Genomic DNA, 22,002 nt, shown 5'->3' on the forward strand with positions numbered 1-22,002 from the left:
CGTCTCGTCGCCGCTCGTTCGGTATACTGACACCGGTCTCGTCGACGCTTGTCGATGGATTTTATCGTTTCAAAACGTTCAAACAACGGGTTTACGTATCGATGATATGGTCTCCGACAGAGATAGTCGCTCTCGACGGAAGGATAACGACGGGATTAGCGCGGAATCTACGATTTCTCGACGTCACACACTACAGGCTGGAGTCGTCACTGCCGTCTCGCTTTCGGGCTGTCTCGGTGACGGGTTCTCTGTCGGCGACGATACCGCCGACAGTGGCGACGGTGCAGCCGAGGAACCGACCGACGACGCGGATTCGGACGAGGAAGACGACGCGTCTCCGGACGACGACCCGCTGGCCACTGTTTACGCGTACCTGGAGGCGGCCGTCGACGAAGACCTCGAGCGAATGAGCGAACTCTCTCACTCGGACAATCCCGTAGATCCCGCTGCCTGGGTCGAAGAAGGATGGGAGTTCCGCGGCGGCGGCGACGAAGAAGCACTCGAGGCGGTCGAGATGGAAGTGGTCGACGACGACGCCACGCTCGAGGACGTATTCGAGCTAGAGGGTGCAGCGTTCTGGTTCGACGAGGAGGAACTGGCCGAGACACTCGAGGGCGAAGACGTGGCGACGGTCGAGATTGTCGCCGAGGAGCCGACCGAGGACGACATGGTCTGGCTGCTGGCCACCGAGGACGGTGACTGGCGATATCTGTTCGCGGCGGAAATCGACGACACGCCGGACGACCCCGAGGAGGCGTTCGACGAGCAGATCGAGGACGAAGACGACGACGTGGTCGTCGAGATCGACTGGGAGTACGACAGTCCGACGAGTGACGTTCCCCAGGCTGCCGTCGAGATCACGGAGGAACGCGGCGTCGAGGCCAACCGGATCGAGATCGATACCACTATCGAGGGCCGTGGTGAATCGCCATACGGCGCTTGATTTCGCTAGTTGACGGTACGCTTGATGTTGTATACGGCACACATTAGGACGATTTCACGGAACTCACGATACCAGCTTCGCGCACGCACGGCGTCGCCGAGCGTGCGCTTGATCACCGAGAAGACGGTCTCAGACAACGCTCTCTGGCCGTAGAGAGTCCCATCGATCCGCGCGTTATGCGCGTGATCGATGGGACGGAACTCTCGATGCTTGATCAGCGGTCTTACGTCCTCTTCCCGGAGTTTATCACGGAACCGTTGCCAGTCGTAGCCTTTGTCGGCGGCGAGGCTGTGCAACTCGCCAGCGTTGCGGCGGGCGAGTTGCCAGCCGATCTGCGTGTCGTGACGTTTCTTGGTTGTGCAGTGAACGTCGAGGATAGCTTGTGACTCAGTATCGACCAGAGCCGTTGTTTTGAGCGTCTGAACGCGGTAATTCGTCCGTCGGCAGTAGTGTTTGCTCGCGTTTTCGCGGTCGAAAAACGTCGCATCCATCGCCGCATGGCCAGATGGCTCGTGCAGCTGCGCCGACAGGCGCAGCAGCACTCGCCAGACTGCCATCTTGATCCTATCAAATGCTTTCACTAGCGTAGAGTGATCAGGGAGATCGGCCTCCTCAAGGCCGATCTCCGCCAGTATTTGTGGCATCTCGCTCAACAGGTCAAGTGCTTCCCGGTAGGATTTCTCCAAGTAAATCCGCAGACAGTGCAGCGAAACGACGGCGTAGTCGGCGAATCCGCCGCCACCCTGCGGGGCGGCGGATTCGCCTCGGCCACCAACAGCACTTTTAGCCAACGTCACGACCTTCCCAGTGAAGCGGGAAATTTTGGACATAGAGCATCCGCCGTTTCCCGCTTCAACTCCCTAGTTCTGACGGTCGAAGTCTATGCAGTCATGCGATTCACCAGAGCCCTATCGAGGGAGCGTCCACGGGTGCCTACGACCGGGACGACGACGAGTTTACAGCCACCTGGGACGGCGGCAACACGCTTTACGTCCCGTACGACACGGACGGCGATCAGATCGTCGTCACTGCGATCGACGAGGAGGAAGACGAGTCCTGGGTTGTCCACCGGGAGCACTACCTCCCGTAGATCGATACTGACGTCACCGGAAGGGTCACCACGGACTGTATCTACTGTTTGTCTCTGGCTGGCGACAGACAGAACACGAAACCCCCCGACGATGGGGAAGAGACCGAAGGAAAATATGATGGGCACATCGACCGGATACTGGACGTTTTCAGCATATTGTAGCCAGCACGCTCGTCGAGAACCATCCCTGTACCGAGTGTGGCACCTCTTGGCTCGAGTGTGATATGCAGCTGTTTTCGAGCGTTCAACCCAGAACTTGTGTGACACGATCGCTACGAAAGTACGTTTTAGGCACGCTATCGGTGAGAGGTGAGCCACTGTGTGCGGGGACTCACGCTCGATCTAACCGGCGCTCGAGTGAGCCGCGCGAACCGCGAAACTAAAGTCAGCTTGTCCTAGTTACACGGACGTGGCAGTATCGTTTGACCTCTTTGGAACCCTCGTCTGTGCCGACACGCCCGACGATCCGGCTGCGGCCGTCGCCGCGGAACTCGAGGCCCGTGACGTCTCGGTGCCCGACGACTGGGGCGACGCCTACCGCGGGCCCCACGTCGACGCGCCCGAGGGTGCCGAGGTGCCGTTACACGCACACGTCGCTCGCGCGCTCGCGAGCCGCGGCGTCCATCCGTCGGGAAACGTCTCTCGACGGGCCGTCGTCGCCGCGTTCGATCCCGTCGTCGAGACCAGATCGGGCGCTCGAGAGGCACTCGAGGCCGCCCGCGAGTACGGCCCCGTCGCGCTCTGTTCGAACTGTAGCGTCCCCGAACTCGTGGGTCGGACGCTCGTCAGGTCCGATTTCGAGCGAGAAGACTTCGACGCCATCGTCTCGAGCGTCGGCTGTGGCTGGCGCAAGCCGGCTCCCGATATTTTCACACAGACTGCGGACGAACTCGGCGTCTCACCCGGAGACCTGATCCACGTCGGCGACGACCCGCGGACCGACGGCGGAATCGAAGCGGTCGGCGGGCGGGCGATCCTGCTCGAGGAGACGCCCCTCGAAGACGTACCGGCCGAAATAGAGGCGCTCGAGGGCAAAAGAGAGGAGAGGTGAGTCGGGAGTGGTGGTGGCGACGGCTGCGGTGATCGGGTTCGCGTTCGGCCTCGACCTGCTGGTGGGCGAGCCACGGACTACCGTGCATCCGGTCGCCTGGTTCGGAACGTTCGTCGGCTGGCTGGATCGGGAGTGGACGGACTCCGAGACTGGTCAGCGTCTGGTTGGCGTCATGATCGCTCTGCTCGCGCCGCTGGTTCCTGCCGGGGCCGCCGCCGTCCCGGTCCTCGCTGCAGGCGAGGTTCACGCCGTCGCGGCCGCAATCGTCGCCGGGCTCGTCCTCTTCCTGACCACGAGTCTGCGCTCGCTGCTCGAGTTGACCGAGGCGGTCGTCGACGCGACGGCGGACGACCTCGAGACGGCTCGTGAACGCATCCGTGGCCTCGTCGGTCGGGACGCGTCGACGCTCTCGCCTGCGGAACTCCGAAGCGGTGCGATCGAGAGCACCGCGGAGAACCTCGCGGACGGGCTGGTCGCGACTCTGCTCCCGTTCGCCCTGCTCGCGCCGCTGTCGTTGCCCGCTGCCGCGGCTGCTGCGGCGTGGGTCAAGGGCGTCAACACGCTCGATTCGATGCTGGGCTACCCCTCGAAACCGATCGGCACCGCGAGCGCCGGGCTCGACGACCTCGTGATGTGGCTGCCCGCCAGGATTACGGCTGCCTCCATCGCCGTCGCCGCCGGCGATCCGCTCGCACTCCGGCGAGCCAGCGAGTGGGCACGAGTTCCGGCCTCGCCGAACTCCGGCTGGCCGATGGCGACGCTGGCCTGCGTCCTCTCAGTCCGGCTGCAGAAGCCGGACGCGTACGACCTCAATCCCGACGCCGAGTTGCCGACGGTCGAGGACGCCGACCGTGCAGTCACGCTCGTCGGGCTAGCGGCGGCCGTCGCCGTAATCGTGGCCGTCGGTCTCGCGACCGCGACGACAGTTCTCGCAGCAGGACTCGAGACGCCCGCTGTTGCGGGGGTGGTACCGTGACGGTCGGTCGCTGGCTCCGGGCGATCCGCGGTGCAGTTGGCTTCCTGACGCGGCTGCCGGTCGGCCACCACGACGGCGACTGGGAGGCGTTTCGGACGACGCCGGCGGCGTTCCCGGTCGTCGGCCTCGTGGCTGGCTCGCTCGCGGCAGTTCCATTGCTTGCGGTCGAAACGCTCGCTGCGCCGACCGTCGCACTCGGATACCTGCTCGCCGTCTACGGGGTGATGGGCGTCCACCACGTCGACGGGGTCGCGGATCTGGGTGACGCGCTGGTCGTCCACGGCGACCGCGAGCGCCGCCGCGAAGTGTTAAAAGACACCACGACCGGTGTTGGGGCCGTCCTCGCGGTGTCGGTCACCGTTGCTGCCCTCGCGCTCGGTGCACTCGGCCTCGCCGGGCTTCCGGCACTCGCGGCCGTCGGAATCGCGGTCGCGGCCGAAGTCGGGACGAAACTCGGGATGGCCGCGATGGCCTGTCTCGGGACGGCAAGCTACGAGGGGATGGGGCGACAGTTCACGGAGCGGTCGACGCCTCGAGCGTTCGTCCCCCTTGCGGTCGTCGTCCTCGCGGCGATGGGGCTCACGTGGCCACGTCCGGCCGCGGTCGCCCTGCCCGGGGCCGTCGCCGGTATCGTCCTCCCCTGGTACTGGTCGAATCGCCACCTCGGCGGGATCAACGGCGACATTTTCGGTGCAGCAAACGAGATCGGTCGGGTCGCGGGCATCCACGTGGGGGTGATCGCGTGGACGCTGTTGTGATGTGTGGCGGTGAGGGGACGCGTCTCGAGAGCACCCGCGAGAAGCCACGCTACCCGATCGCAGGGGACGCGATGGTCGATCGGGTCGTGACGGCACTCGACGGCAGCGCGATCGAGACGATCTACGCTGCAGTCTCGCCGAACGCACCCGATACCTGGAGTCACCTCGAGGAGACCGGCCGCGTCCAGACGATCGAGACCGCCGGCGACGGCTACGTCGCCGACCTGCTCGCGGTCCTCGATTCGTCGGCAGTCTCGCCGCCGATACTGACTGTCGCGGCCGATCTCCCGCTACTCGAGGGACCAGTCGTCGATCGAATACTCGCGGTCCACGGCGATGACGACGGCTCCCGAACGGTCTGTGTCCCAGTAACGCTCAAGCGCCGGCTAGGTGTCAGCGTCGACTCGCGACTCGAGCCGGCCGACCACCTCGCGCCGACCGGGGTCAACGTCGTCGGCACCGAACACGATACCATGTACGTCAGCTACGACTCGCGACTCGCAGTCAACGTGAATCGACTCGAAGACGCACAGATTGCCACGGAACTGGAGGAGAACGGATGCGAGTGATCCTCCCCGCAGGAACGACCGAGACGGCGCTGATCGACGGGATTAGCGCCGCTGGCGCGGCGCCCGACCTGATGGAGCATACGCCCTCGGCCGACGTCGAGATACTCGAGTACGGCCGTCCGACGGCTGCACCCGTCACGCCCGTCAGTCCGACGGGCTGTCCGACGCCGGCGGCGATTACCCGGGCTGTCCGCGAAGTCGTCGGGTTCGATCTCGTCGTCGTCGACGCCGGTCTCGCCCAGCCGACGAACGCGGCGACCGTCGATCTAGGGATCGAGCCCGGGAACGACATCCGCGAAGCCGAGGCCGTCCCGGACGCGGCGGCGATCTACGATCGGGCACACGGCTTCGGTGCGAGCCTGCCCGACGAGGAGGTCGTGATCGGCGAGACGGTCCCCGGCGGGACGACGACCGCACTCGGGGTGGTGACCGCACTCGGCGAGTCGGCAGGGGTCTCCTCCTCGCTGCCGGACAACCCGATCGAGCGCAAACAGCAGGTCGTCGACGAGGCACTCGCCGCGAGCGACCTCGAGAAGGGCGACTGTGCGGACGAACCACTTTCGGCGATCCAGGCCGCCGGCGATCCGGTCCAGCCGACCGTCGCCGGCATCGCCGCGGGCGCGCTCGAGTCGGGAGCCGAAGTGACGCTCGCTGGCGGCACCCAGATGGTCGCCGTCGCTGCCGTCCTCCGTCACGCCGGAATCGACGCGCCGCTGTCGATCGCGACGACGTCGTTCGTCGCCGACGGCCAGGACGACCTCGAAGAGACCTGCGAACACCTGAACTGCGCTCTGACGGTGACCGACCCTGGCTTTGATCGGCGCGACCACTGCGCGATGGAGCGGTACTGTGCTGGCGAGGCCAAGGAAGGCGTCGCGATGGGCGGTGCGCTCTCGCTCGTGCCCGACGGCCGGATGGACGAGGTCAGAGACCGGGTCGAGACGGTGTGTGCGCGACTCGGGATCGACGACGATGGAGTGATAGACGGTGCTCCCTGACGCAGTCAGACGAGGCGAACGGGTCCCCCACGGTGGTGAACCCGACAGGGACGTCCTCGACTTCTCGGCGAATACGAACCCCGAGACGCCAGACGGGGTCGAGGAGGTGTACACAGGCGCACTCGAGCAATCCCGACGCTACCCCGACGACGACTACCCCGAGTTCCGGACAGCCGCGGCCGAGTTCGTCGGCTGCGAGCCGGACCGGGTGATCCCGACATCCGGCGGACTGGCTGCTATCAGGCTCGCGATCGAGGTCACGCTCGAGGAAGACGAGACGGCGCTCGTCCCGTATCCGAGTTTCGGCGAGTACGCCCGCGAGGTTCGACTACAGGGCGCGACGCCGCAGTTCGTCCGTCACGACGACCTGCTCGAGGTCGGGGTCGACCTGCTCGCGGATGTCGACCTCGCGGTCGTCTGCACGCCGAACAACCCGACAGGCACAGCAGCCGATCCCGACGCGCTCGAGGCGTTCGCAGTCCGCTGTGCCGAGGCTGGAACGACGCTGCTGGTCGACGAGGCGTTTCTCGGGTTCACGGACCTGCGGTCGGCGGCGACCTTCGATCACGAGAACGTTATCGTTGCCCGCTCGCTCACGAAACTGTTCGGCCTGCCTGGACTCCGGGCCGGCTTCGCCGTCGCAAGCGGTGAGCGCCGAGACGCACTCGAGACGGCCCGCCGTGCGTGGTCGCTCGGGACGCCGGCCACACGGGTCGGCACGTACTGCCTGCGGCAGGAGGCGTTCGTTCGGGAGACGCGGGAACGCGTCGCGAGCGAACGGGAACGAATGCGTCGCGCCCTCGAGCGACGGTTCGATGTCTCTCACTCCGATGCACCGTACCTGGTGTGTGACGTTGGCGACCGTTCCGTGTCGGGGGTCCTCGAGTCGGCCCGCGAAGATGGCGTCGCCGTCCGTGACGCAACGACCTTCCGCGGGCTCGACTCTCACGTCCGGGTCGCTGTCAAGGACCGCGAGTCGAACGAGCGACTGCTCGCTGCGCTCGACGCTCCCGTAAACGGAGAAACGACGGACAGATGACCGACGAGCCACCGTACGACGCGATCCGTCGCGACGGTGTCCTCCGGGTTACACGCCCTGGAACCGAGTGGCTCTCGACTGGCTGGGGCGGCGGCCGCGAACGAGCCGACTGTGCGTACAACGTCTCGGTGCCCGACGACTGGGAGCGGACGGACCTTGAGCGTTACGTCGACGAACGACTCGAGCGCGCGGAGTTCGTCGCGGACGGAGAGCGCCCGGTCTTGCTCACGGGTGTCGATGTCGAGGACGCTCGTGGCGCTCGCTGTGGGCCGGTTAGCGCCTACGCGACCGCCGGCATCTCGAACCCCGCGGCGTTGCCCGCTGACCCCGACGGCGAACCCGACGCCGAAGGTGTCTCCCTGCCCGAAACGCCCTCGAGTCCCGAACCTGGGACCGTCAACGTCGTCGTCGGAACGACGCGGTCGCTCGCTCCCGGTGCGCTCGCGAATCTGATTGCGGTAGCCGCGGAGACGAAGGCAGCGACGCTTCTCGCGGAGACCGGCTTCCCAGGCACGACCACGGACGCCGTCGTCGCCGGCCACGACCCCTCGGGAACGCCGGTCGACTTCTCCGGGAGCGCGACCGAAGTCGGGGCGGCGGCGCGAGCCTGCGTCCGCGAGGCGGTTCGGGCGTCGCTGCGGGCACATTATGCCGACTACGAGTCGTCTTTGCCAGAATCTGCAGACGACGCCTCGTATGGCGTCTCGACCGACGTTCGGGCAGCCGTCGTCGAGCCGTCGCTCGAGGAAGTCCCGGACGAACGCTGACGCGTTGTCCGTCGTGTGAGTACGAGGTGGGCGCGGATTCCGACGCGGTCATCAGACTACGTCTGATGGGCAGCAAACGCGAAGCGTCTGCGACGGCGACGAACGTCGCCAACCGATACTGTGGGTATAGTCATCGCGGGCAGACGTTTTGCGGTGGATGAACCACCAGTCAGCTGGCTGTACAGGCGGGAGCACTGAACGAGAGCGGCGAGTACACGCCTCCCGAGTCACTCGCTTAGAGGCCTCGCGGTCGTTCAGAAGAACGTCGACCTTCCGTGACTGAGACGGACTGCTGTACCGATGTCCCGGCGCGACCGCGCGCTCTTGCGGTCGCGCCGGAAATAACTGACAGCAAACCGGATGAGTGAATCGGAGCCAAGTGGGAGACGCTCCTGCGAGGTCAGCGGGACGGAGTCTCGCCAGAGTTTGCGAGGTCCGCGAAACCGTCGGTGGTGCCCGATGACGAGACGCCTTCGGCGTCTCGAACCACTTGACCTCGAGACGGGTGGCTGCACAACGCAATATTTCCGTTCGGCGCACGTCTTCGAACGCGAATGGTCGACAGTCGATCGAAGACGACCGTCAGCGTGCAGCCAAGCGGCAGCAGCCGGTGTAGTCAGTCGACAGCAACCAACGCCGGGCGCGGTCGACGCGAGGTGAGCTGACGTGCCAACCTCTCTGGTCGACGCCCTCGAGGCCGACAGCGGCGTGACCTGCGTCGTCGGTGCAGGCGGCAAGAAGTCGACGTTGTATGCGCTTGCGGACCGTCTCGAGCGGGCTATCGTGACCGCAACGGTACGTATCCCGCCGTTCGCAGACCGAATGGCCAAACTTGCGGTGACGAAACGACCGGACGACGTCGTCCGGTCGACTGAGACGTGGCCGCTCGGGCTCGTCCCTGCCCGCGAAGGTGACGACCGGTATCTCGGCTACGAGCCGGCGACGATAGACGAACTCACAGGCCACGGTGGCGTTCCGATACTCGTAAAAGCCGATGGTGCACGGACTCGTTGGCTCAAGGCACCGGCGGAAAACGAGCCACAGCTCCCTTCGAGTGCCGATATCGTCGTCCCAATCGCGAGCGTCCGCATCGTCGGGAAACGACTCGGGGAAGAACACGTGCACAGACCCGAGCGGGTCGCCGCGGTCGCGGATCTCGAGGTGGGCGACCGAATCTCGCCGGCGGACGTCGCGACGGTCCTGACGAGTGAGGCGGGCGGGTACAAAGACGTTCCCGACGGCGCGACGGTCGTTCCGCTGCTCAACATGGCGGATACGCCGGAACTCGAGGCGACCGCCCGCGAGATCGCGACCGAGATACGCGAGCGACGCGACGTTCCCAGAGTGGTCGTGACGCGGCTGCTCGAGGAGGAGTCGATCGTCGCCGTCGTCTGATCAGTTGCGGTCGTTTTCCGGGAGAACGCGCCGAAGTGACTCCAGCGAGAGACCTAGTGTGCCGATCGCACCGGCGGCGGTTAGCGAGATGACGATCTCACTGCCCAGGTCCCAGCGGTGTGCGATCTCCTGAACTGCCAGCGGCAGTACCGCACCTGCAGTCAGAACGCCGACCCCGGTGATCGTCCCGACGACGATCCGCCGATCAGCAGGAACGGAGTAGACGAGCGTGACGCCGACGAGGGCGACTGCTCCGAGTGCGATCACGAAAACGAGCATGATTGGACCCGTCAGCACGTAAAACGCCAGCAGGCCGGTGGCGATTATACACCAGAGCGACAGTTCGTTCAGGGTATCCATACTGTAATTGTGCGATTGACAGTTAATAATCCTGATTACTCAGCGGAGATCTATGCCCAAATCAAGCGATCTGGCGGCTCTTCTCCTCGACCGTTTCCGCGAGCGCGTCGAGTCGCTCGAGCATGTCGATGTCTGGGTCGTAGGCCGCAAGCGGGACGCCGCTACGGTAGGCTCGGCGAAACGCTACCCGTTCCCGGATACCGGGCCCGAGCGCGACGTCGTCCTCGAGCAGATCGGAGCGAGCGAACGGCGGGAGATAGCTCTCGAACTGGCTGTCCTCGAGTGCTCGGAGGACGCGTTTTTCCTCGTTGTCGCCGCTGACGCGGTTGGGGACGAGTGCGAGAATTTCGATCGGTTCCCGTTCTGGGAGTCGGTCGTTGAGCGCGAACAGTTGATTGGTGACGGTCCGGGTCAGCGCGTCGGCGCTCGGTTTCGAGAGTTGGAGTGGGACGACTGCTTGGCGAGTCGCGACGATGGCTGCGTTCGAGAGCGGGCCGATCGTCGGCGGCGAGTCGAAGACGACCCAATCGTAGCGGTCGGCGAGCGGGCGAACGAGCTTCCGGTAGAGTTGAGCCTCGCCGTTCTCTGTGTCTCGGATCTCCGCTGCAACCCGATCCAGCGTCGCGTGTGAGGGGACGAGGTCGAACTCGACGTCGGAACCGGCAGACCGGACCAGATCGACGGGCGTCGTCGGCCGCTCTGGATCGAGTACGTGTCCCAGATGCGTGTCGGCGGTGTAGGTATCGCCACGCCCGACACCTTCGGTCGCGCTTCCCTGTGGATCGACGTCGATTAAGAGGACGTCGTGCCCTCGCGCTGCGAGCCGTTCGGCCAGATTGATCGAAACTGTCGTCTTCCCGACGCCACCTTTCTGCAGTGTAACTGTGATCCCCCTCATACTACTCCCACGTTCGACCCCACCCTTGCGAGCCCCAGTACTGTCACTGTTAGAGCTCACTCACTGCAGAGAACATAAATCTCATCGCCAACCTGACGTTTCCCGCTAGAGAACCGCAGTCACGGCAAGCACGAGAGCAAGCCCTAGCACGGGCACGTCGGACCGCGTGAACGAGAGGTGTGGAAGCGTCGGGTTCCAGGCGAAACACCGTGCCTGGAGAGCAAGCGAGAGTCGATCCGCGCGATCGAACGTCCGGTCGAGACTCGAGAGGCCGAGATGAGTCGCCCGATCGACCACACCGCGTTCGGTCCCGAGACGGGCGGCCGACGCCTGCCGGATCGAGCGGACGTCTGCCTGCAAGACGGGAAGAAACCGGAAGACGAGCGCGATTCCGATGCCCAGTAGCTGGCCGGGTTTCCCTGGGATCGTCCGCTGGATCGCACCACGAGACTCCCGAACAGGGGTCGAACGAACGTAGGCCGCGCTGACGAGCAGGATGAGCAAGACGCGGTAGCTCGCGCGAGCGGATGCCAGGCCATCGGAGAGGTCGAACCACGGCGACCCGAGCGTCGCGCCCGCGACGAGCGGTGCCATCGCGAGGATCACCAGCGCGAATTGGTAGGCGTACAGCGTCCGCACGAGCGACACACCCGCGACCGCCAGCATGCCTGCAGTCACGGCCGACAGCGCGAACAACGCCGGCACGCTCGTGTGCGCCAGCGCCGTCGCGGTGAAGCCGATCTGGACCGCGAGCTTCGATCGCGGATCGAGCCGGTGGGCCAGTGTGTCGTCGGGTTCGTAACTCAACATTGTGGGACGCGAACTGGGACTCCCGCTAACTGCTCTCCGGCTTGTGCCGGCGGCGCGTCGACGACGACGTCGCCGTCTGCCATCGCGATCACCCGGTCCGCGAGTCCGAAGACGTCCCGGAGGTCGTGCGTCGCGAGCAAGATGCCGGTTCCGTCGGCCGACAGCGCCTCGAGTCGCTCGAGCACCGACTCCCGGGCGGGTTCGTCGAGGCCAGTAAACGGCTCGTCGAGGACGAGGTGGGTTGGCTCCATCGCCAGCGCGCCGGCGATGGCCACGCGAGCCTGTTCGCCACCGGAGAGGCTGTCGATTCGCTCGTCCTCGCGGCCCGTGAGGTTGACCCCCTCGAGTGCGTTCTCGACCCGGCGGTCGATCTCCCCGCGCTCGAGACCGAGGTTCTCGGGGCCGAAGGCAACGTCGGCACCGATGGTGGCGGCGACGAACTGGTCGCGTGGGTGCTGGAAGACCATGCCGACGCTGGCACGAGCTGCGACGACGTTTTCCTCGACAGGCGTGCCGTCGACGCGGACCGTCCCCGAGTCGGGAGAGAGCAAGCCGTTGCAGTGGCGCAACAGGGTGGTCTTCCCGCTGCCGTTCGCGCCCGCAAAGAGGACGAACTCGCCGTCGTCGATCGAAAGCGAGAGTTCCTCGAGGACGGGAACATCCTCGAAGGCGTAGGTAACCGAGCGAAACTCGATCACGGTCTCACCCCCGAAACGAGACGCGGCGTCACGTGCCGGCTGGCCTGATCCGGCCGGTCTTGACGATCGCGATTGCGGCCGCCATCTTGAGGAGTTCGAAAGGGAGAAACGGCAGCGCGCTCGCGACGACTGCCTCGCGGATGCTCAACTCGAAGAGCCAGGCAGTGTATCCCGCCCCCATAGCGTAGATGATCGCTGTGGCGGCGACCAGAACCGCGCCGAGCGCGGGGACCGAGACCGTCGCCGGATCGCGGAGATCGGTCCCACGGTGGACGAGGAGGCCGATCAGTGCCGCGGCGATCGGATACGACAGGAGGAAGCCGCCGGTCTCGCCGACCAGGACGCCGGGGCCACCGGTCATTCCGGCGAAGATCGGTGCGCCGACCGTTCCGGCCGCGAGATAGAGTACCATCGAGAGCCCACCCCAGACTGGTCCGAGAACGATACCGGCCAGAAAGACGAACAACACCTGTAACGTGAGCGGAATCGACGTGAACGGGATCGGGATCGTGATCTGTGCTGCGGCACCGATCAGCGCGGCGAACAGCGCCGCCCGTGCGAACTGACGGACGACGCCGTCGTCGACCGGTTGTACTGACCCGTGTTCGGTTTCCATGCACCTCGCTCTCTCGTAAACCCAGTTCAAAACTTCGGTTTCCGAGATCGATCTCGCTCGAGCAACGTCGACCGTTCGGTCTCACTCGTCGCCAGAAACAGGCCGCTTCCTGTCGGTGCCGGTGAACGTCGATCCGGCCGTTCGAGACTTACAGAGCGCGTCCCCGCCGGCCAGGGAATCGATCACTCGATCGCGGTAATAGCATATTGCATCGGATTCCGTACCGAAACGACCGGCGCGTTTATGCGCCGATTCGCTCGGGTATCGAGAAAATGCGCTTCGATCGGACGCGGAACGGCCATCGAGGGTATCGAACGGGCAGCAGGGAAGCGTCGCAGGTCTTCGGGGACGCGTCCGGGCGAGTTGAGCGAGGAGGACTGCAATGAGACGGCTGCGGCCGCGGGCGCGAGAGATTTCCGTCACGGTGACTATCGTCTTCGTGGTGACAAGCGTCGTCGCACTGCCGTTGCTCGGCGGCGGTCTGGTAGGGGCCAGTGAGGACGCCACCGTCGACGACAGCATCTCCGGCGGACAGGTCGGCGAGATGACCGGCGACGGTCTCGAGTTGCTCTCTTTCGAGTCGACCGATGCAGCCGCGATACAGCTCCAGGCGGACCGCGAGGAGACCGTCGAGGCCGGCGTCGACGAGGGGATCGATCTCGCCGAACAACAGGGCGTCGAGGTGACAGACGAGCAACGCGAGGCCGCCCTCGAGGGGGCAAGTGAGTTCGTCCCCGAGCACGAGGGGGCCGACGACGATCAGGTGCAAGAGGCGACGAAGGGTGCCGTCCACGGCTCGCTCGTCGCGACACAGGAGGCAAACGTCACGGCGATCCAGTACGCCGTCGGCGGCGCAGTCGACGGGGCGCTCGCCCAGCACGCGACCGTCGAGGCGACACAGCTACAGCGAGCGGCCAAAGGTGCTGCGTACGGGGCGATCGCACAGGAACAGCGCGTGACCGTCGAACAGATCCAGGTTGCGACGCGAGGTGGCGCGGCCGGTGCCGCGAGCGAAGCCGGCGAGCGCGGCTTCGAGAACGGCACCGAGATCGAAGAAGCCGCTAACGGTGCCAGCTACGGCGTCCTCGAGCAGTACCAGACGATCACGGTCGAGCAACGCCAGCAGGTCACCCTCGAGCACGTCCAGCACGCGGCCACGGGTGCAAGCGCCGGTGCGATCGAAGGTGTGACGACCGACCAGGAACTCGAGGTCGAAGGCGAGCAGTCCCAGCGGGCCGACGTCAAACAGGTCCAGAAAGCAGCGACGGGAGCCGCGAAAGGGGCGCTCGTTCACCGACAGACAGTAACGGTCGAACAGACCCAGTCCGCAGCCTGGGGTGCCAGTGCAGGGGCACTGAAAGGCATCCAGTCGGTGACGGTCGAACAGGTCCAGCAGGTCACGATCACTGGCCTCCAGGAAGCGTCGTTCGGAGCGGCGACGGGTGCTATCGAGCAGAGCCAGGAGGCGACCGTCGAACAGATTCAGGCCGCAGCCGATGGGGGTGCACACGGCGTGCTGGTCCAGCAGCAGGAGGTGACGGTGACGCAGAAACAGTACGCGGCGGCCGGCGCGGCCAAAGGTGCCGTCGAGTCGGCAATCCAGTACCAGGTCGTCGAGATCGAACAGATCCAGAGTGCTGCCTTCGGGGCCGGCGAAGGAGCGGTGACCCAGCAACAACTCGTCGACGTCACGCAGATTCAGCAACTCGCCCGGGGGAGTGCGGATGGCGCGCTCTCGCAACACCAGGAGGCGACTGTCGAACAGATTCAGGCCGGAGCGACGAGTGCGAGCCAGGAAACCGCTCGCGCCGTCCAGTACCAGCGGATCAGCGTCACCCAACTGCAGACGCTGACGGCAGACCTCGCGGCCAACGCGACGGCGTACGCGGTCGACGAGGGGATCGACGACGTCGTCGAGGTAACCCAGTACGTCGAGATCGAGATTGGCCAGCGGATCGAGGAGATCGACGAACTCGAGGGCGAGGCGACGATCGTCTTCGGCGATCAGGAGTCTGAGGGTGACGCCGTCACCATCGACGCGGTCGACCTCTCCGAAGGTGGGTTCGTGGCGATCTACGACGACCTGGCGGTCGACGCCGATCCCGAAGCCGTGCTCGGCTCTTCGGCGTATCTCGAGCCTGGGGCCTACGACGACGTGACCGTCGAACTCGAGGCGTCACTCGAGGAGAGCCAGCCCCTTACTGCGGTCGTCCACCACGACACGACCGGCGACGAGACGTTCCAGTACGTCGAGACCGACGGCCAGGAGGACGAGCCGTACGTCTCCGAGGGCGGTGCACCGATACTCGACAGTGCGTTCGTGACTGTCGACGAGGAACCAGCACCTGCCCCAGACGGGACGCTCGAGGTTTCGGACCAGGTCGGTGACGGCGAGACGCTGACGGTCGAGGCGGCGAACGCTTCGGTCGAGTACACGGTGTCGGCCGAGTACGACGACGAGCGCGTAGATAGCGAACCGTTCGATGCAGATACGGGAGTCGAGAACCTGGATCTGGCACTCGAGCCGCCGATCGAAGACGACACGACCGTCGACGTCTCTGTCCGCGACGCCGAAGACGATGCAACGCTCGCGAGCGAGACGATCGAATACGAACTCGAGGACGACCCCGGGCCAGTGCCCGAAGCGGAGCTCGAGGTCGCAGACCAGCGTGGTGACGGCGAGAGCGTGACGGTCGCCGAGGCGAACGCGACGGTCGACTACGCAGTCACCGTCGCCCAGGAGGACGCGGACGACCGCCTCGTCGAAACCGAGCCGTTCCCCGCAGGTGAGGGGGTCGAAAACGAATCGATCGATCTCGTCGACCCGCTCGAGGACGACGCGACGCTCGAGGTTTCGGTTCTCGACGCGGGAGACGGCGAGACACTGGCGATCGACACTCTCGAGTACACGCTCGACGAGGAGTTCGAAGTCGAGTTCGTCGACTGCACCCGTGCCGAGGTCACCGACTCGCTCGAGGACGGTGACACGGTCGCGGCCAGCACCGGGTTCTACACCGCCGGCGGGTTCGGGAACACGATTGCCGAGGACTTCGTGACGATCGGCGAGGACGTGGACGCACCGTTTACGGGAACGATCGTCTTCGAGGTCGGCGACGGCGAGGGCGTCGTCGAGGCCGACGAGGAGGAAGTAGTCGTCGACGTCGGCGACTACGGGGACTACGGAACGACTATCACGGGCATCAGTTCGCCCGAGGCGTTCCCGTTCGCGAGTATCGATCACCCCCACCCCGAGGCCGAGGCGTGTCTCGAAGAGACGCGACCGGAACTGCCGTCGATCTCCGTCGAGGAGACGTCGGTCGTCGACGCGGGCAACGACGACCCGCCGACGATCGACGTCACATTCGGCTACGAGAACCCCAACGACGCGAGCGTCTTCGTCGGAACGGAACTCGAGGGGACGACCGCCGACGAACCGACCGACGAACTCGAACCCGGCGACAACGCGTTCACCGTCGAGTGGACGCCCGAGACCGACGACGAGCGACTCGCCTGGATCGTCGACATGACGATCTACGACTACGACGAGGTGCTCACGGCCGAGACCGCTCTCGCCGGCGACATCGTCGCCGTCCCCGAGGAACCCGCGACGTTCCTGATCGACGACGTAACGACGAACTCGCCCGTTCAGCAGGGAGAAGAACTCGAGGTCGATGCGGCCATTACGAACGTCGGCGACGAGGCTGGGACACAAGACGTGGAACTGTCGCTCGACGGCGAAGCCGACTCGAGCACGCTCGATCTCGAAGCCGACGAGTCGACGACAACGTCGCTGTCGGTAGCGACCGACGATTTCGAGTCTGGCGAGTCCACTGCGACGATTTCGACCGCCAACGACAGTGTCGACACACCGGTAACAGTCGAGGAGCCGGAAGAGCCTGCGACGTTCCTGATCGACGACATAACGACGAACTCGCCCGTTCAGCAGGGAGAAGAACTCGAGGTCGACGCGACGATAACCAACGTGGGCGAGGAGACCGGCATGCAGGACGTGGCACTGGCGATCGACGGCGAGCTGGTCGACGACGCCGAACTGACGCTCGAGCCCGACGAGTCGGGGACGGTTGCGCTGACGACAGCGACCGACGGCCTCGAGCCCGGCGAGTACGATATGACGGTCTCGACCGACGACGACACCGTGGCGGGAACCGCGATCGTCGACACACCAGCCACCGACGACGGCGTCGAAACCGGCACAGAGCCCGAAGCGCCCGACGACGGCGTCGAAACCGGCACAGAGCCCGAAGCGCCCGACGACGGCGTCGAAACCGGCACAGAGCCCGAAGCGCCCGACGACGGCGTCGAAACCGGCACAGAGCCCGAAGCACTAGACGACGGCACCGAGATACCGGGGCCGGGCGAGAACGGTGCGGATGGGACGGACACGGGAACCGAAACTGGCGACGACACCGGCGCGGTAGGAGCGAATTCCATCGAACGAGAGTCTGAACAACCCGAAACCGGAGACGATTCGGAGGCAACCGATGAATCGGTCGGCCCAGAGGCCGAACCGGCACAGACAGAATTAAGCGACGACGGCCCACAGATCAAGGCCGACTCGACGGCCACCCACTCGCTCGAGACGGCAGCGGGGGTAGTGTAGCCTTCCGGCTCTCGAAGTATTTTGTGCTGGCAGAGAAGCGTTCCCTCGCGGTCAGTGCTGGTGACCGGTCGCCTCGCCGAACGTGACCCCGAACCGTTCTTCGAACAGTTCCATGATGCGTTCCTCCTGGGCTTCGAGGTCCTCGTCAGCGCCGTCGCCGTGGTGGACGACGTGGTGAGCGCGACTGGCGAACGACAGTAGCGTGACGTCGCCAACGGTCTCGGCGGCCGTCTGGTCGCCTTCCGCGACGAGGTCCATCAGGCCGGCCGGCAGCGTAACTTCGTCGGTCGAGTCGTCGGCGTCGATCGAGACAGTGACAGTTTCTACGTCGGACATACAGTGACGGTCGGGGACCGTGCCTAAAGGTGCTGTGACTTGCAAGTGCGAGGCGACTCGGACTGGTCTGGCACCAGGTCGTACAATCACCACTCCAACTCATACGGCTTATGTCGTCACTTCCCGGCGATCGCCAGAACGGGCCGGCGATCGGCGAGAACTAGTGGCGGGCCAAGCCTGAACTGATGGGTCGAATCTGGCGGTGTGGCTCGATTCGACCCGTCAGTCGACGGTTGGGACGGTACTAGTTCCAGCAATCCGTATCAGTGGCACTTGATCGCACGAGAGTCGTCTGAGTTGGCACGAACTGGGTGAGAGCCGCGAACGGTGTGTTCGGTGTAGAGACCGTTCCAGTCGTCACTACGTCGTCATGGCGCTTTTGACCGTCGATGTCGAATCTCGAGGTATGGCCACCGTCGAACTCGAAACGGAGACGATCGAACGGCTGGACGACCTGCGAATCGACGACGAACTAATCAACGAACTCATCAACATTTACGAGGCCAGCGAGTACACGCTGTTTCGCGCTGGCGACTAATACCGATCGAGTCACTCGCGTTCGGCAACCGCCTCACGGACCGAATCCCAGCGGCCGTTCTCCTCGAGGTGAGTCTGTAACTCCCGAGCGTACTCTTCGGTGAGTCGCTCGGCAGTCTCGAGTTTCTCGTCGTGGTCGCCTCCGTCACCACCGAGCCCGAGTGCGCCCTTGATCGAGTCGACGAGCCCGCCAGAGCCACTCGAGCCACCGCCTCGAGCGCCAGGGCCGCCCATCGCTCCCATCCCGGAGTCGACGTTCTCGAGTTCCGGAATGATCTGTTCGACTTGCTCCGTGTTCGCGACGATCCGGGCGCGGTCGGGATCGTCGGGGCGTTCGATCTCGAATTCGGTCGCCGTCATAATCAGACTCCACTGCTGGTTCGACAACTCCGACGACGCGATGCGGGACGAAAACTCCTGATCGACAGTCATCCGCTCGCCGACGATCCGGTCCGTCCACGACCTCTCGCTCATGGCCGTCGATTCGGCCGGTGGCTGCATCAGCGTTTCCCCATCGCTCGAGCCACAGCCTCGAGCGTCAGCCGAGCCGCTCCGACGTTTCCTCGTGGTCGGTCGAGAGCTGTACGTACCGTTCTGCGGTCGCCTCGAGTCGCGGGTCGTCCACGTCGGCTTTGGGTTCGGCCGGCGAGCCGGCGACGAGCGTCCCCGGCGGCACCTCGGTTTCCTCGGTGACGACGCTGCCTGCCGCGACGACTGCCTTCTCGCCGACGTGAGCACCGTCGAGGACGACCGCGTTCATCCCGACCAACGCGCGCTCGGCGACGGTGGCGTCGTGGACGATCGCGCTGTGGCCGACCGTCGCGTACGGCTCGAGTTCGGCCGCCTCGTGGAGGACGGCGTTGTCCTGGACGTTCGCGCCCTCGCCGACGACGATCCGTCCGTGGTCGCCACGGATCGTCGTGTTCGGCCAGACGCTCGCGTTGGCTCCGACGACTACGTCGCCGATGACGACGGCCGTCTCGTCGACGTACGCGGAGTCGGCGACGTCGGGTTCGACCCCATCGAACGAGCGTAACATGGTGGCTCCTGTCTCGAGTAGCGTCTTGAAGCTGCCTATCGCTCGAGGTCGACAGGGACAGGCGACCCCAACGTGATTTGGCATCAGGTCTAATATCGGCGTCGTCACACGGATTGTTGCAGCGGACGTCACGGCCGGTTCCCAGCCTGGCGTTCCGCTGACCACTGTCCACCGACTCATACGGATTACTGTAACGATTTACCGGTGCAACCGCCGCCCGGGTCGCGGTTGTACCGGAAATGACTTACAGTAAACCGTATCACCCCACTCGGCGACCGAGGCACTCTTCCCATCCCCTCTTCCGTCGCTCCCGATACCCTCCCCTCTTCCGTCTCGAGTTCCCGACTCGCACGGGTTTGTACTGACCCAGACAGTTTCCCGTCCGTTGTTGGCGGCGCACTCGCGACCCGAAGCCGTGACACGGGAACGTCGGTGAGACACTCCAGCTCATACGGTTTGCTGTCCATCATTTTCGGCGCGACAGCGAGCACTCCTGCGGTCGCGCCGGGACATCGGTACAGCAGTCCGTCTCAGTTGCGGCGTTGTTTGCTGGTGCGTCGATGGCTGACAGCGGTCGGGCGCAGACCCAAGCGATCGACGCGCGTCGGACTGCCGTCCCTTCGAACGAGCGCAGTTTCGAGTCGGCGTTTTCCGAGGTGTTTTCCTCGTTTGGTCTGCTACGCGCCGCAGTCGCGGGTTGAGACAGCTGACACAGCCTGGCGTCGAAGACGACACGACCAGCCGCTTCGCTCTTGGTTCTAGTACAACGGATCGGTCGCGGCAAAAAAGTGCTGCCGGGTGCAGGCAGCACGACAGGGAATACACGGCGTGTGACGTGCGACTGTAGACGGGGACGGAAAGACCATAAAACCCACCCCTCCGGACCGAAAGTGAAAGTGCAAGACTGCGACGGGGTGGGCCACTCGTCAGACGAATGGCAGACGATCGACTGACGGTTGTCATTCGTGGCTTTGTACCACGATTTCGTCCTCACGAAGCACGCGACGAACTCGCCCGAGGAACGGACCGTCCTCCGGCCAGTCGACTCGCTCGGCCACTGCGAGACGGACCGGATCGCGGACGTAGACGAAGACGTCGGAGTCACGATCGACGTGAGAAACTGCGACCGGGACGTACAGCCCGTCGTCGACGCCCTCGTATCGATCCAGACAGTCGAGGGCAGTTCGATCACCCGCGAGAAGTCGGCCGTCGACGCTCCCGCCAGGTGCCAGCGTCGGATAGCGGCCGTCGATGCGGTGGAGTCCCTCGAGCGTGGCTGGACCTTCGACGGCGTACGCCGTGGATGGAGTGTCTTCGCGGACGCTCTCGACTCGGGCGGGATCGGTCAGGGTCCCGTAGACGAAGGCGTACACGCCAGTTCGTCTAACAGCGGATTATTTCTGTCCGACGATGTCGTCACCCCACTATCGATCGACAGCCGTTTAACTCACTCCTGTAGAGGCGGTGGTGCAGAAGTCTTCACAAGGAAGTGGTAGGACGAAATTGATGTGTCCAGCAGCAAGTCTATCCGACCGAGTAACGATACGGTCGAATAGGTTTTCAAAGCACTGGAGACGGAGACAGCAGCGCTTTTCGACTATCTTGATCTCTCGTTTCTCATGGACGATTCCGTGTTCGCCCCCAATCCGAGGAGGCGAACACGGGTTCACAGACCACCGGAACTGTTGAAAAGCGTCTTTCACTGCTTTTGCGACGACATCGACGGACCTCGTCCAATGGTGCGAAAACTCCGCAACGAGGATGTCTGGCGACAGTGCGGCTTCGATAGTCCGCCGTCCCGGCGGACTCTCGCGATTCATCACTGACTTCGAACTCGTCGCAGAGGACGTGTTCATCCAATTAGTTCACGAACTTGTCGAGCAAGTCCTGCTCGGCAAGCTCTTTCGCATCGACGGGACAGATATCCAGGTGGATCACCGTGACGATGACGCGCGGTGGAACTACGATCACGCCGAAGACGACTTCTACTACGGCTAGGGCTGCTGTGTTGTAACCGCGGCGAACAACATACCGGTCGCAGCATCATTCACTCCAGCGAAAAGTCGATGAGGAGACGGCGATGCGCGTGACGCGCTCGCCGTCAAGACTCCACGCTGGTTTCTTGGCGACACAGCGTTTGACATGCTGAAGTGGCACGACTGGCTGCTGGAGCCGTCAGTCGTGCCGATTGCGCCGTCCAACCCACGAAACACGAATGAGCCACTCGATATAGACTACCGCGTCGAGGACCGAGTCAAAGAATACAGTGACACGGTGTGTCTCTGGCAAAATCAACTCGAAAAGACGTACACAAAACGCTCACGGGTCGAAACAGCGATTGGTGTCTGCAAGGATCTCGGCCTCGAGACCCTGGGGCCCGAGGCCGAGTGAGAGCCAAGTCACACGTCTTGATCGCTCTCTGCCTTCGCTTGGCCGTTGCACTTGCCAATCACCACCGAGGAAACGATATTGCCAGTCCAACAATCACGCTGTGAAAACAG

At 64.6% G+C, this 22,002-nt stretch carries 21 protein-coding genes and 1 pseudogene; 12 read left to right on the forward strand and 10 right to left on the reverse strand.

Going from position 1 to position 22,002, the window contains the following annotated elements; genetic code table 11:
- Positions 1-106 precede the first annotated feature (106 nt).
- Positions 107-943, forward strand: a complete 837-nt coding sequence (locus NATGR_RS13410) for a hypothetical protein (protein ID WP_005580556.1) — start codon at positions 107-109, stop codon at positions 941-943.
- 5 nt (positions 944-948) lie between these two features.
- Here NATGR_RS13410 and NATGR_RS13415 read toward each other — a convergent pair whose 3' ends face one another.
- Complete coding sequence (locus tag NATGR_RS13415) at positions 949-1,773, reverse strand: IS5-like element ISNagr1 family transposase (RefSeq protein WP_015233383.1); 825 nt, start codon at positions 1,771-1,773, stop codon at positions 949-951.
- Between the two features lie 669 nt (positions 1,774-2,442).
- On the opposite strand from NATGR_RS13415, the gene NATGR_RS13425 reads away from it, so the two are divergent.
- The 8 genes from NATGR_RS13425 to yqeC all read left to right on the forward strand — a co-directional run bounded on the left by NATGR_RS13425 (position 2,443) and on the right by yqeC (position 9,586).
- A complete protein-coding gene (locus NATGR_RS13425; protein ID WP_005577382.1) occupies positions 2,443-3,084 on the forward strand; it encodes an HAD family hydrolase in 642 nt (213 codons plus the stop codon).
- Positions 3,085-3,091: 7 nt separating this feature from the next.
- The gene (gene cbiB, locus NATGR_RS13430; protein WP_049887805.1) at positions 3,092-4,060 is read left to right on the forward strand and encodes an adenosylcobinamide-phosphate synthase CbiB; all 969 of its coding nucleotides are present in this window, start codon (positions 3,092-3,094) and stop codon (positions 4,058-4,060) included.
- On the forward strand, positions 4,057-4,818 hold the full coding sequence (cobS, locus tag NATGR_RS13435; protein WP_005577378.1) for an adenosylcobinamide-GDP ribazoletransferase: 762 nt from the start codon (positions 4,057-4,059) through the stop codon (positions 4,816-4,818). The genes cbiB and cobS overlap by 4 nt, the downstream gene beginning before the upstream one ends.
- Positions 4,818-5,387 carry a GTP--adenosylcobinamide-phosphate guanylyl transferase gene (locus NATGR_RS13440; RefSeq protein ID WP_005577376.1) on the forward strand — a complete coding sequence of 190 codons (570 nt, stop codon included), beginning with the start codon at positions 4,818-4,820 and terminating at the stop codon, positions 5,385-5,387. The genes cobS and NATGR_RS13440 overlap by 1 nt, the downstream gene beginning before the upstream one ends.
- Positions 5,378-6,385 (forward strand): nicotinate mononucleotide-dependent phosphoribosyltransferase CobT, encoded by a 1,008-nt coding sequence (cobT, locus tag NATGR_RS13445; protein WP_015233699.1) that lies wholly within the window; start codon positions 5,378-5,380, stop codon positions 6,383-6,385. The genes NATGR_RS13440 and cobT overlap by 10 nt, the downstream gene beginning before the upstream one ends.
- On the forward strand, positions 6,375-7,424 hold the full coding sequence (cobD, locus tag NATGR_RS13450) for a threonine-phosphate decarboxylase CobD (protein WP_005577373.1): 1,050 nt from the start codon (positions 6,375-6,377) through the stop codon (positions 7,422-7,424). Before cobT ends, cobD begins: the two co-directional genes overlap by 11 nt.
- Positions 7,421-8,191, forward strand: a complete 771-nt coding sequence (locus tag NATGR_RS13455; protein WP_005577371.1) for an adenosylcobinamide amidohydrolase — start codon at positions 7,421-7,423, stop codon at positions 8,189-8,191. The genes cobD and NATGR_RS13455 overlap by 4 nt, the downstream gene beginning before the upstream one ends.
- A 666-nt stretch (positions 8,192-8,857) precedes the next feature.
- Entirely contained in the window at positions 8,858-9,586 is a 729-nt protein-coding gene (yqeC, locus tag NATGR_RS13460; RefSeq protein WP_005577370.1) for a selenium cofactor biosynthesis protein YqeC, read from the forward strand.
- On the opposite strand, the gene NATGR_RS13465 is transcribed toward yqeC, so the two are convergent.
- From NATGR_RS13465 to NATGR_RS13485, 5 genes are all read right to left on the reverse strand, one after another.
- Complete coding sequence (locus NATGR_RS13465) at positions 9,587-9,946, reverse strand: hypothetical protein (RefSeq protein ID WP_005577368.1); 360 nt, start codon at positions 9,944-9,946, stop codon at positions 9,587-9,589.
- A 61-nt stretch (positions 9,947-10,007) separates the two neighbouring features.
- Positions 10,008-10,844, reverse strand: coding sequence for a ParA family protein (locus tag NATGR_RS13470; RefSeq protein WP_005577366.1), 837 nt, complete (start codon positions 10,842-10,844; stop codon positions 10,008-10,010).
- 105 nt (positions 10,845-10,949) lie between these two features.
- On the reverse strand, positions 10,950-11,654 hold the full coding sequence (locus NATGR_RS13475; protein WP_005577363.1) for an energy-coupling factor transporter transmembrane component T family protein: 705 nt from the start codon (positions 11,652-11,654) through the stop codon (positions 10,950-10,952).
- Positions 11,648-12,352, reverse strand: a complete 705-nt coding sequence (locus NATGR_RS13480) for an energy-coupling factor ABC transporter ATP-binding protein (RefSeq protein WP_005577362.1) — start codon at positions 12,350-12,352, stop codon at positions 11,648-11,650. Before NATGR_RS13480 ends, NATGR_RS13475 begins: the two co-directional genes overlap by 7 nt.
- 28 nt (positions 12,353-12,380) lie before the next feature.
- Positions 12,381-12,968: a biotin transporter BioY gene (locus NATGR_RS13485; RefSeq protein ID WP_005577360.1), complete on the reverse strand. Its 588-nt coding sequence runs from the start codon at positions 12,966-12,968 to the stop codon at positions 12,381-12,383.
- Positions 12,969-13,350: 382 nt separating this feature from the next.
- On the opposite strand from NATGR_RS13485, the gene NATGR_RS13490 reads away from it, so the two are divergent.
- Entirely contained in the window at positions 13,351-17,589 is a 4,239-nt protein-coding gene (locus NATGR_RS13490) for a DUF7282 domain-containing protein (RefSeq protein WP_015233700.1), read from the forward strand.
- 51 nt (positions 17,590-17,640) lie between these two features.
- Here NATGR_RS13490 and NATGR_RS13495 read toward each other — a convergent pair whose 3' ends face one another.
- The gene (locus NATGR_RS13495) at positions 17,641-17,925 is read right to left on the reverse strand and encodes a DUF7545 family protein (RefSeq protein WP_005577357.1); all 285 of its coding nucleotides are present in this window, start codon (positions 17,923-17,925) and stop codon (positions 17,641-17,643) included.
- Positions 17,926-18,331: 406 nt separating this feature from the next.
- Here NATGR_RS13495 and NATGR_RS20465 point away from each other — a divergent pair, with 406 nt between their 5' ends.
- The gene (locus tag NATGR_RS20465; RefSeq protein ID WP_005577355.1) at positions 18,332-18,463 is read left to right on the forward strand and encodes a DUF7557 family protein; all 132 of its coding nucleotides are present in this window, start codon (positions 18,332-18,334) and stop codon (positions 18,461-18,463) included.
- A gap of 11 nt (positions 18,464-18,474) precedes the next feature.
- Here the strand turns inward: NATGR_RS20465 and NATGR_RS13500 are convergent, their stop codons facing one another.
- From NATGR_RS13500 to NATGR_RS13510, 3 genes are all read right to left on the reverse strand, one after another.
- On the reverse strand, positions 18,475-18,936 hold the full coding sequence (locus NATGR_RS13500; RefSeq protein ID WP_015233701.1) for a DUF5799 family protein: 462 nt from the start codon (positions 18,934-18,936) through the stop codon (positions 18,475-18,477).
- Positions 18,937-19,000: 64 nt separating this feature from the next.
- Positions 19,001-19,501, reverse strand: coding sequence for a gamma carbonic anhydrase family protein (locus tag NATGR_RS13505; RefSeq protein ID WP_005577352.1), 501 nt, complete (start codon positions 19,499-19,501; stop codon positions 19,001-19,003).
- Positions 19,502-20,460: 959 nt separating this feature from the next.
- The gene (locus tag NATGR_RS13510; protein WP_005577350.1) at positions 20,461-20,874 is read right to left on the reverse strand and encodes a gamma-glutamylcyclotransferase family protein; all 414 of its coding nucleotides are present in this window, start codon (positions 20,872-20,874) and stop codon (positions 20,461-20,463) included.
- Positions 20,875-21,069: 195 nt separating this feature from the next.
- On the opposite strand from NATGR_RS13510, the pseudogene NATGR_RS20670 reads away from it, so the two are divergent.
- Positions 21,070-21,996 (forward strand): annotated as a pseudogene (locus tag NATGR_RS20670) (transposase).
- The last annotated feature ends 6 nt before the right edge of the window (positions 21,997-22,002 follow it).

Origin of the sequence: Natronobacterium gregoryi SP2, assembly GCF_000230715.2 — an archaeon.
Classification (GTDB): Archaea; Halobacteriota; Halobacteria; order Halobacteriales; family Natrialbaceae; genus Natronobacterium; species Natronobacterium gregoryi.